Genomic DNA, 11,278 nt, shown 5'->3' on the forward strand with positions numbered 1-11,278 from the left:
TTACTATGGAATCCATTTTAGAAGTTTTGACCCCAGATAACCTAATCTTTATCTTTAAAGGATTTGGCTTGACCCTCTATATTTCTCTGATTGCTATCATCCTCTCTACCATCATCGGTACGGTTCTAGCTGTCATGAGAAATGGCAAAAATCCTATCTTGCGCATTATTTCCAGCATTTATATCGAGTTTGTGCGTAATGTTCCCAACCTCCTCTGGATTTTCACTATCTTTTTAGTGTTCAAAATGAAATCCACACCAGCAGGAATCACTGCCTTTACCCTCTTTACATCAGCAGCCCTAGCTGAGATTATCCGAGGTGGCCTCAATGCTGTGGATAAGGGACAGTATGAAGCAGGAATGTCACAAGGATTTACTTCTGCACAAATCCTCTACCACATCATTCTCCCACAAGCAATCCGTAAAATGCTGCCAGCCATCATTTCTCAGTTTGTAACCGTGATTAAGGATACCAGTCTTCTCTACTCTGTTATCGCCCTGCAAGAACTCTTTGGAGCCAGTCAAATTCTCATGGGCCGTTATTTCGAACCAGAGCAAGTGTTTAGTCTTTATATCCTGATTGCCCTCATCTACTTCAGCTTCAACCTAGCCATTTCTAGCCTGTCTCATATGCTAGCAAAACGTTGGCAACAAGCTGCAGAATAAACAACCACTCTCCAGTTCAATTGGAGAGTTTTTTTGATAAGAGTAGATATTTATAGACCTCAATTTGACACCATACTTTTTCTATGATAAAATGTAACAAATTTATTTACAACAAATTAAAATCTAAATGAAATGGAATTTTCTATGAAATCAATCAAAGGACTACTCTTTATCACAGCTAGTTTTATCTTGACTATTTTGACCTGGATGAACACTTCTCCCCAATTCATGATTCCAGGACTAGCTTTAACAAGCCTATCTCTGACCTTTATCCTAGCCACTCGTCTCCCACTACTAGAAAGCTGGTTTCACGGTTTGGAGAAGGTCTATACTGTCCACAAATTCACAGCCTTTCTCTCCATCACCCTACTAATCTTTCATAACTTTAGTATGGGCGGTTTGTGGAGCTCTCGATTAGCTGCTCAATTTGGCAATCTTGCCATCTATATCTTTGCCAGTATCATCTTGGTCGCCTATTTAGGCAAATACATCCAATACGAAGCTTGGCGGTGGATTCACCGCCTGGTTTATCTAGCCTATATTTTTGGACTCCTTCACGTCTACATGATGATGGGCAATCGCCTTCTCACATTTAATCTTCTAAGTTTTCTTGTTGGTAGCTATGCCCTTTTAGGATTGCTGTCCGGTTTTTATATCATCTTCCTTTATCAAAAGATTTCCTTCCCCTATCTAGGGAAAATTACCAATCTCAAACGCTTAAACCACGATACTAGAGAAATTCAAATCCATCTTAGCAGACCTTTCAACTATCAAGCAGGACAATTTGCCTTCCTAAAGATTTTCCAGGAAGGCTTTGAAAGTGCTCCGCATCCCTTTTCTATCTCAGGAGGTCACGGTCAAACTCTTTACTTTACTGTTAAAAATTCAGGCGACCATACCAAGAATATCTATGACAATCTTCAAGTCGGCAGTAAAGTAACCCTAGACAGAGCTTACGGACACATGATCATAGAAGAAGGACGAGAAAATCAGGTTTGGATTGCTGGAGGCATTGGGATCACCCCCTTCATCTCTTACATCCGTGAACATCCTATTTTGGATAAACAGGTTCACTTCTACTATAGCTTCCGCGGAGAGGAAAGTGCAGTCTATCTGGATTTGCTCCGTGGCTATGCTCAGAAAAACCCTAATTTTGAACTCCATCTAGTAGACAGTAGGAAAGACGGCTATCTTAATTTTGAACAAAAAGAAGTACCCGAACATGCAAGCGTCTATATGTGTGGTCCTCTTTCTATGATGAAGTCACTTGCCAAACAGATTAAGAAAAAAAATCCCAAAGTAGAGCTTATTTACGAAGGATTCAAATTTAAATAACCACTCATACTCTCCTGGGAAATCCCAGGAGTTTTTTCTACACAAATAATCAAAACACTGCCAGATTTCTAGCAGTGTTTTGAGTTTTATTTATCTTAGTAGACTGTTTTTTCAGTTTCTACATCAAAGAAGTGTGCTTTGTTCAAGTCAAATCCAAGTTCAACTGTTGCACCTGTTTGCAAGTAGTCACGAGCGTCAACTTTGGCAACAAATTCATCTTTACCAACTTGGCAGTAAAGGTGAGATTCTGAACCAAGCAATTCTGATACTGAGATAGTAGCTTTAACAACTGATTCTGGGAATGTTTCAAGGAAAGCAGGTTCTGCATTCACGTCTTCTGGACGAATACCGAAGATCAATTCTTTACCTTCGTAGCCTTTTTCACGAAGAACTTTCAATGCTCCTTCTGGAACTTTCAAACGGAAACCATCAGAAACAATTTCGCTACCAACCAATTTCACGTTGATGAAGTTCATAGCTGGGCTTCCGATGAATCCTGCAACGAATTTGTTCACTGGGTTTTTGTAAACTTCTTGAGGAGTACCGATTTGTTCTACACGTCCGATAGTACCTGTACCAGCAGGGTTCTTAGTTGCTGACATGATAACGATACGATCCGCAAGTGTCATCGCTTCTGTTTGGTCGTGAGTTACATAGATAGTTGTAGCTCCGATACGACGGTGGATTTTAGCGATTTCAGCACGCATTGATACACGAAGTTTGGCATCCAAGTTTGACAAAGGTTCGTCCATCAAGAATACTTTTGCATCACGGACAATCGCACGACCCATGGCAACACGTTGACGTTGACCACCTGAAAGGTCAGCTGGTTTACGTTCCAAAAATTCTTTCAATCCAAGAATTTCAGCTGCTTCTTGCACACGTTTATCGATATCTTCCTTACTGTATTTACGCAATTTCAAACCGAAAGCCATGTTATCGTATACAGTCATGTGTGGGTAAAGAGCGTAGTTTTGGAATACCATGGCGATGTCACGGTCTTTTGGAGCTACGTCGTTGACAACCACGCCATCGATAGATGCAGTACCTTCTGTAATATCTTCAAGACCAGCAATCATACGAAGAGTTGTTGATTTACCACATCCTGAAGGACCTACGAAAACGATAAATTCTTTGTCTTTGATGTCCAAGTTGAAGTCTTCAACTGAGTAGTGTTCGCTGTTTGGATATTTTTTGTAAATGTTTTTAAGATTCAATTCTACCATGAGGTGAACTCCTTTTGTCTTTTGATAGTTTTATTATAGATGAAAACGCTTTACATTTCTATGGCAAGGTGACCAAAAAAATAAAAAAGTTCTGTGCAACTTGCACAAAACTTTAGAGAATATCTGGTAAAATCAACTGATAGCACAGGGTCAGGTCAGTCAATTCCTTCAATTGAAGCCCTGTCAATTCTTCCCATTTATCAATCTTGTATTGGAGAGAATTGCGGTGCAGATAGAGTTGCTGGGCTGTTTTTGTTAGGACAGCACTATTTTCCCAAAGAGAGAGAATGATTTCCTGAATCTGATCCTGATCCAAAATCATCTGGTGCAAGCATTCCTTGATTGCTCTCAAGTCCACAAGTCTTTCTCCCATACTCCAAAGATAGAGCTGAGAAAAAGTATGAACACCTTGGTGACCCTGACGCCACCAAGTCTTAAACAAATCCCGCTCCGCTTTGATTAAGTCTGATAAGGCTTGATGTCCTGTCTGAAACCAAACCTGGCCTAACATGATAGAGAGACGAAGTCCAAAGTCATACTCAACTGCTTCAATCGTATCACTTAAAATAGCTCGTACAGGTGTATACTTATCTTGTTGAAGTACGAAAACATAATCCTGAGCTCCGACCTGAAGGACGGTCTGACAGTTCGGAAAAAGAGTTCGCATCATATCCAGCCAAGAAGCCAGGTTTTCCTGCTGAAAATAGGAAAGATGACAATAGACCAGCTGAATCTTTTTAAAAGTTTGCGGTGCTTGCCCCTTACCCTCAATCAGATAAGAATACCAAGGATTGAGCGAACGAGCCTGCTCCTGCTGGGTCAAAAGGGCAACCAACTGCTTTTCACGCTCGCTGAGCCCAGCTTCTTCCAGCAAAATCCACTGCTGAGAAGCTAAAGGGAGAGTGAGATAGCCTTCTTTCTCTACTGGTTGATCTAAAATCTGAGCCTCAGGAAACCAGTCTTGTAGTTCCTTTGCAATCATGTCCTAGCCCTCCACTTTTTGGATGCACCAAGAAATCAAGCTCTCAAGACGTTCCAGATTTTCAGTCATATGGAGATAGCCCATGACTGCTTCAAAACCTGTGGACATACGATAGGTCACCACATCCGCATTTTTAGCCTTGGTGTGACTATTGGTATTGCGACCACGTTTATAGATTTCCTCTTCTTTTTCCGTCAGGACTTGCTCCTCCAACATAAGGGAAATCAGGCGAGCCTGAGCCTTGGCTGAGACATACTTTGTCGCCTCTTGGTGGAGTTTATTGGGCTTGGTCATACCTTTGAGGATGAGATGACGGCGAATATACATAGAATACACCGCGTCCCCCTCAAAAGCTAACGCAATCCCGTTAATGAGATTGACATCAATCACGAGTCCACCTCACTCCATCCTTGGTGTCAAGGAGCTTAATCCCTTGAGCAGCCAATTGGTCACGAATTTGGTCTGCTGTCGCAAAGTCACGATTAGCACGCGCTTCTTGGCGTTTTTGGATCAAGTCTTCAATCTCTGCATCCAAAACTTCCTCAATAAAGACAATTCCAAAGACTTCCAACATATCCGCAAGAGCTTGCTTGACACTTGCATCATAGTTGCCAGAATTGATCCACTTGGCCATTTCAAAGACTACTGTGATTCCATTTGCCGCGTTAAAATCTTCATCCATTGCTGCTACAAACTTGTCTTTAAAAGCTTGTAACTCTTGGGTATCCACGTTTCCTGTAAATGATTGTTCGTAAGTGTTCTTTAGATACTTGAGATTGGTCTCGGCATCGCGAACTGCCTTTTCTGTAAAGTTGATAGGCTTGCGATAATGTTGAGTCGCAAAGAAGAAACGAAGCACTTGGCCATCAAGAGTTTTAAGGGCATCGTGTACGGTGATAAAGTTGCCCAAAGACTTAGACATCTTGACATTGTCGATATTGACAAAGCCATTATGCATCCAATAGTTGGCAAAGGTCTTTCCTGTTTTTGCTTCTGACTGGGCAATTTCATTGGTGTGGTGTGGAAACTCTAGGTCAGCTCCACCACCGTGAATATCAATGGTGTCGCCCAAAATCTCTGTCGACATGACCGAACACTCTATATGCCAGCCCGGACGACCAGGTCCCCAAGGACTATCCCAAGAAATCTCACCTGGCTTTGCAGCTTTCCAAAGGGCAAAGTCCACAGGATTTTCCTTACGAGCCGTTTCTTCATCGGTACGACCTGAAGCACCCAGCTCCAAATCTTCCAAGGTTTTGTTGGCCAATTTGGCATAGTTGTGGGATTTTTCCACACGAAAATAGACATCTCCTTGACTCTCGTAGGCAAAGCCTTTTTCAATCAAATCTCCCACAAAGCGGATAATGTCAGCCATAAACTCCACCACACGCGGATGGCGGGTCGCAGGTTTGACGCCCAAGGCCGTCACATCCTCACGAAAGGCAGCGATGTACTTGTCCGCAACCTCCTGAGGCGTGATGCCTTCTTCCTTGGCACGGTTGATAATCTTATCATCCACATCCGTAAAATTGGAAATATAGGCAACCTCATACCCACGGTACTCAAAATAACGACGAATCGTATCAAAAGCCACTGTTGAGCGGGCATTCCCCACGTGGATATAGTTGTACACGGTCGGCCCACAGACATACATCCTAACCTTGCCGTCCTCGATTGGGACAAATTCTCGCAAATCACGATACATAGTGTCATAGATTTTAATCATAAAATAATAGTCAGGAAAACCAAAATCCAAGAACAGTTAGTTTCATCACTAAGAGTTCAATTGAATTTCAGTCCGAATATCTCTACACTTCGGAATCCCTTGCTCCTTTCTCATTCAGATAAACCACCTGAGTCTGTTTGACAAAGCCAATTTTTTCATACAAGCGCTTGGCACCTACATTGCTATCTTCCACTGCAATCTGAAATTCCTTATCATTTTGCTCAATTAGTTGGTTGACAAGGGATTTTGCTAAGTAACTTCCATAGCCTTTCCCACGTTCAGGTTCAGATATTGCTAACCCGTAAAAGTAATTCGTATTAGTCGATAAATCTACCGTGCAAGTTCCAATAACCTGACCATCTTTTAACAAAATATATAAGCGACTTTCTGGATCCTTCAGAGCTTCAGCGACATATCTATCCACAATCTCTCTAGACTCATGTTCCTCTGAGAATGCCTGAAATTTTAACTGACTAATTTGATCCTGATACGAACTATCTGCTAACAAAACTTCAAGATTGGAAATATTTGCTAACGGATAAGGTTTTCTATCCTTACCTAACCAAGTTTCTGTCTCTTCATCCTCGACCAATCCCCAGTTGCTAACAAAATCAGGATGGCGGTCTAGAAAAACACGCTCTGTCTGAAAAGTGACTGAACAAATAGAGAAAAAAGCTGTTTCTCTCTCAAAACTAGTAAACAATGCACACGCAATCCCCTGACGGCGATGATCTGGATGAACCAGTATCGTCACTTCTACATCTTGGTCATCTGCATAGACAGTTAATAAACCAACAAGTTCGCCTTTTTCATAATAAAGGAAAAAGGCGGGCATGTTTGGGTCAAAATTAAGCATGTTAGAGAGATAGGGATCACGATAGGTACCGTCATAGTTTTGGCAACAGTTAATTAGTTTTTTCGCCTCAGATAACTCCTCTTGGCTTAACTTGTTTCTTGCTTGAATCATATAGTATCCTCTACAACCCAGACGATCTGTGACTGGCTTCTTTAGCCTGCTCGAGTTTATTGACGTAGTACTCTCGTTTTTCTTCGACTTCGTGGATCGTCGGTTCATCCTTCTGTCCATGAACTCGGACAATCTTGGCCGGAATACCGACAACCGTCACATCACTAGGTACATCTGCTACGACAACTGCTGCAGCACCGACCTTGGCATTTGCACCAATTTCTACAGGGCCAATAACTTGGGCATGTGCTGATATAAGGGCACCCTGACGAACGGTCGGATGGCGTTTGCCACAGTCTTTTCCTGTCCCACCAAGAGTTACTCCGTGGTAAAGCATAACACCTTTTTCAACAATAGCAGTCTCGCCGATAACCAGACCAGAACCATGGTCGATAAAGACACCTGAATCAATCTGGGCACCTGGATGAATCTCAATCTGAGTCCAAAAGCGCCAAAATTGGCTGTGCATTCGAGCCAGGAGTTTGAAGCCATGCTTCCAGAGAAAATGGGAGAGACGGTGGGCCGCCAAGGCCTTGACACCTGGATAAGTCAGCAAAACCTCCAAAGTGGTGCGGGCCGCTGGATCATTTTCTTTTACGATATCAATGGTTTCGCGCCACCATCCCATACATTTCTCCTTTTCTTATTCTGAATCTTTTGGTGTTTCTGTAAATTCTTTCTTAGGTTTTTGGTCCTTGTGATGACGTGGGCGGTGAGGACGCTCAGACTTCTCGCCTTTTTCCTCATGCTCAGGTTTTGGAGGACGAGGAAGAAGAGCTTTCATAGAAGCATCGATACGACCTTTTTCATCAATCTTAATAACCTTAACATCGACTTCATCACCGATTTCTACCAAGTCCTCTACACGGTTAGTACGAGTCCAAGCCATTTCTGAAATGTGAACGAGGGCATCCGTCTTGTCAAAGAGGTTGACAAAGGCACCAAATTTCTCGATACGAACAACCTTGGCATGGTAGACTTCATCCACCTTGGCTTCACGAACCAAACCAGCAATAATTTTCTTGGCACGGTTAATAGCATCTTGATCACTAGAGTAGATAGATACATTTCCTTCTTCGTCGATATCAATCTTAACGCCTGTTTCGGCGATAATCTTGTCGATGGTTTCTCCACCCTTACCGATGACAATCTTAATCTTGTCCACATCAATCTTGATGGTATCAATCTTCGGAGCAGTTGGAGCCAATTCTGGACGAACTTCTGGAATAGTCGCTTCGATCACATCAAGGATTTCAAAACGCGCTTTCTTGGCTTGGGCAAGAGCCTCAGTCAAGATTTCTGCAGTAATCCCTTGAATCTTGATATCCATTTGAAGAGCTGTAATCCCGTCACGAGTACCTGCAACCTTGAAGTCCATATCTCCAAAGTGATCTTCCAAACCTTGGATATCTGTCAAGACTGTATAGTTGTTTCCATCTGAGATAAGTCCCATGGCAATACCAGCTACTGGCGCCTTGATTGGCACACCACCAGCCATAAGGGCAAGCGTTCCCGCACAGATAGAAGCCTGAGATGAAGAACCGTTTGATTCCAAAACTTCTGCTACTAAACGAATAGCATATGGGAATTCTTCCAAACTTGGCAAGACTTGAGCAAGAGCACGCTCACCGAGAGCACCGTGACCAATTTCACGACGACCTGGCGCACCGTAACGACCAGTTTCCCCTACAGAGTATTGTGGGAAGTTATAGTGGTGCATAAAGCGTTTCTTGTACTCCGGATCCAAACCATCGATGATTTGAGTTTCTCCCATTGGAGCCAAGGTCAAGACTGAAAGAGCCTGAGTTTGCCCACGAGTGAAGAGACCTGAACCGTGAACACGAGGAAGGAAGTCAACAACCGCATCCAAAGGACGGATTTCATCGACCTTACGACCATCAGGACGCACCTTGTCTTCTGTGATCAAACGGCGCACTTCAGCGTGCTCCATTTGTTCCAAGATTTCAGCCACATCACGCATGATACGGTCAAATTCTTCGTGGTCTGCATATTTTTCTTCATAAACAGCAGTCACTTGGTCTTTAACTGCTTGAGTTGCAGCTTCACGAGCCAATTTCTCTTCTACTTGAACCGCTTTTTGGAGGTCGCTGTTGTAGGCTGCGATAATTTCAGCCTGCAAGTCAGCGTCCACATGAAGCAATTCCACTTCTGCTTTTTCTTTACCAACAGCTGCAACGATTTCTTCTTGGAAGGCAATCAATTCTTTGACTGCTTCGTGCCCTTTAAGGAGAGCTTCCAGCATGATTTCTTCTGACAATTCTTTAGCACCAGACTCTACCATGTTGATGGCGTGTTTGGTACCAGCTACTGTCAATTCAAGGAGAGATTGCTCTGCTTGTTCTTGGCTAGGGTTTATGATGATTTGACCATCCACATAGCCCACTTGCACCCCAGCGATTGGTCCGTCGAATGGAATATCCGAGATAGAAAGTGCCAAGGATGAACCAAACATAGCTGCCATTGGTGCAGAGGCATTTTCATCATAAGAAAGCACAGTGTTGATGACTTGCACTTCGTTACGGAAACCTTCCGCAAACATGGGACGGATTGGACGGTCAATCAAACGTGCTGTCAAAGTCGCATCCGTTGAAGGACGTCCTTCACGCTTCATAAAGCCACCAGGAAATTTCCCAGCCGCATACATTTTTTCTTCGTAGTTGACTTGGAGTGGGAAGAAATCCCCAGTTGCCATTTTCTTAGACATAACGGCAGCAGTCAAGACAGTTGACTCACCGTAACGTACGACAACTGCGCCATTCGCTTGCTTAGCAACCTGACCAGTCTCTACAATTAACTCACGACCCGCAAAAGTCGTTTGAAACACTTGTTTTGTCATTTTAATCCCCTTTGGATTGATGAAATTATACGCCTTGCCTACAAAGATCAAGATACTAAGGACGTCAAAAGCAAAGTAAAAATAGGAAACTGACGGAGTCTTCGATGAAGACAAGATAGTTTATCTTTTTTACACAGCTTTTCGGCCGGGTTCAATTGCTCAAGATAGCATTCGATTGACGCAGTGTACCATGCACACTAGGAAATCTATCTTTTTCACTAGGGATTTAGCCCGTGTTCAATTACTCAAGATACAAATCATTAGAAAGGTTTGATACTAAAGCATCTAAACCTTTCACGCTAATCGCTATCAGGCGATTAGCTAAATGCTTTACTAACTCTCTCGTCAAATAATATCGATTTGACTCGCTCGTGTCGCTCTTTCCTACCGTTAGTTATCAGAAAGATTTGATGCTAAATCATCTAAGACTTTTGGTTTAAATGCATTATTTTTTTAATACCCTCATCTTTGTATCAAGTACGTACAGAGTCTATTTTATCATATTTTTCTTAAAAAGTGCGGCCTTTACCATTAAAAAGGAACCATTCCCCTCACCTGAGAAGAATGGTTTGCTTTTTATTATCCTAGAGACTGATGATTAAACAAGGCATGGGTTGCTTGGTGGATGTATTTTGCTGTTTCGGCATTGTTCATGGTGTAGAGATGCACTCCAGCAACATCCTGAGTTACCAAGTCCACGATTTGGTCCACTGCATAGGCAAGTCCTGCTGCTCTGAGCGACTCAGGGTCATGCTCATACTTGTCTAAGATGGCTTTAAATTTGCGTGGAAGATGGATATTCTCACAAGTCTTCAAGAGACGGAGAGCTTGATTTCGATTCAGAATTGGCATAATCCCTGCATGAATAGGAACATCAATCCCAGCCAAGATACACTTGTCTTGGAAATCATAGAAGCGCTCATTGTCAAAGAAAAGCTGAGTTACAAGGCTCGAGCAGCCTGCATCCACTTTCTTCTTGAGATTTTGGATATCTGAAATCTGATTTGGTGAATCTGGATGCCCTTCTGGATAGCATGCTCCGATAATATCAAAGTGAGGGGCTTGCTCCTTGATGAACTCGATCAAGTCAGTTGCGTAGCGGAAATCCTTTTGTGGCTCCACATCTGGAATAATATCCCCACGAAGAGCCAAGATTTTCTGCACCCCAACCTTGTCCAAGTCTGCAATGGTTTCAGCAACCTTGTCCTTGGTCAAATAGATGGCTGGCAAGTGAGCAATAGTCGGAATCACCAAGTCATTTTGGATAAAGTCAGCCAAACGAACCGTCGTTTCCTTGATATTAAATTTATTATTGCTGGCAGTCACACTGATAAAGTGAGGGGCCAACTCCTGCATATCTTGAAGAGCAGAAATAATTTTATCATTACCCACGGCTGGGTTTGGAGGGAACACTTCAAATGAGAGTGACGGTGTTTGGCGTGACATAGTCATTATCCTTTTCTAGTTAATTTTTTTCGTTAGCTGGATTCCTAGAATCCAAGTGAAACAGGCAGATTGAC

10 protein-coding genes are annotated in these 11,278 nt (G+C 42.7%); 2 read left to right on the forward strand and 8 right to left on the reverse strand.

All coding sequences use genetic code 11. The features are described from left to right. Positions 1-5 precede the first annotated feature (5 nt). Together O3601_RS01775 and O3601_RS01780 are read left to right on the forward strand one after the other, a co-directional pair. Entirely contained in the window at positions 6-665 is a 660-nt protein-coding gene (locus tag O3601_RS01775) for an amino acid ABC transporter permease (protein WP_371470683.1), read from the forward strand. Between the two features lie 144 nt (positions 666-809). Next, entirely contained in the window at positions 810-2,000 is a 1,191-nt protein-coding gene (locus O3601_RS01780; RefSeq protein WP_371470685.1) for an oxidoreductase, read from the forward strand. 95 nt (positions 2,001-2,095) lie between these two features. Here O3601_RS01780 and O3601_RS01785 read toward each other — a convergent pair whose 3' ends face one another. The 8 genes from O3601_RS01785 to metF form a co-directional block, all read right to left on the reverse strand. Next, the gene (locus tag O3601_RS01785) at positions 2,096-3,226 is read right to left on the reverse strand and encodes an ABC transporter ATP-binding protein (RefSeq protein ID WP_000229952.1); all 1,131 of its coding nucleotides are present in this window, start codon (positions 3,224-3,226) and stop codon (positions 2,096-2,098) included. Between the two features lie 112 nt (positions 3,227-3,338). Continuing rightward, positions 3,339-4,208, reverse strand: coding sequence for a helix-turn-helix domain-containing protein (locus tag O3601_RS01790; RefSeq protein ID WP_371470687.1), 870 nt, complete (start codon positions 4,206-4,208; stop codon positions 3,339-3,341). 3 nt (positions 4,209-4,211) lie between these two features. After that, positions 4,212-4,598, reverse strand: coding sequence for a Mini-ribonuclease 3 (locus tag O3601_RS01795; protein ID WP_000567927.1), 387 nt, complete (start codon positions 4,596-4,598; stop codon positions 4,212-4,214). Next, positions 4,591-5,934 (reverse strand): cysteine--tRNA ligase, encoded by a 1,344-nt coding sequence (cysS, locus tag O3601_RS01800; protein ID WP_371470688.1) that lies wholly within the window; start codon positions 5,932-5,934, stop codon positions 4,591-4,593. The genes O3601_RS01795 and cysS overlap by 8 nt, the downstream gene beginning before the upstream one ends. An 82-nt stretch (positions 5,935-6,016) precedes the next feature. Then, positions 6,017-6,901, reverse strand: a complete 885-nt coding sequence (locus O3601_RS01805; RefSeq protein ID WP_371470689.1) for a GNAT family N-acetyltransferase — start codon at positions 6,899-6,901, stop codon at positions 6,017-6,019. 10 nt (positions 6,902-6,911) lie between these two features. After that, entirely contained in the window at positions 6,912-7,529 is a 618-nt protein-coding gene (cysE, locus tag O3601_RS01810; RefSeq protein ID WP_371470690.1) for a serine O-acetyltransferase, read from the reverse strand. Between the two features lie 15 nt (positions 7,530-7,544). Next, the gene (gene pnp / locus O3601_RS01815) at positions 7,545-9,758 is read right to left on the reverse strand and encodes a polyribonucleotide nucleotidyltransferase (RefSeq protein WP_371470691.1); all 2,214 of its coding nucleotides are present in this window, start codon (positions 9,756-9,758) and stop codon (positions 7,545-7,547) included. A 579-nt stretch (positions 9,759-10,337) separates the two neighbouring features. Next, complete coding sequence (gene metF, locus O3601_RS01820; RefSeq protein ID WP_371470693.1) at positions 10,338-11,204, reverse strand: methylenetetrahydrofolate reductase [NAD(P)H]; 867 nt, start codon at positions 11,202-11,204, stop codon at positions 10,338-10,340. Between the last annotated feature and the right edge of the window lie 74 nt (positions 11,205-11,278).

The sequence above is a fragment of the Streptococcus sp. 20925_1_69 genome (assembly GCF_041432365.1).
GTDB lineage: Bacteria > Bacillota > Bacilli > Lactobacillales > Streptococcaceae > Streptococcus.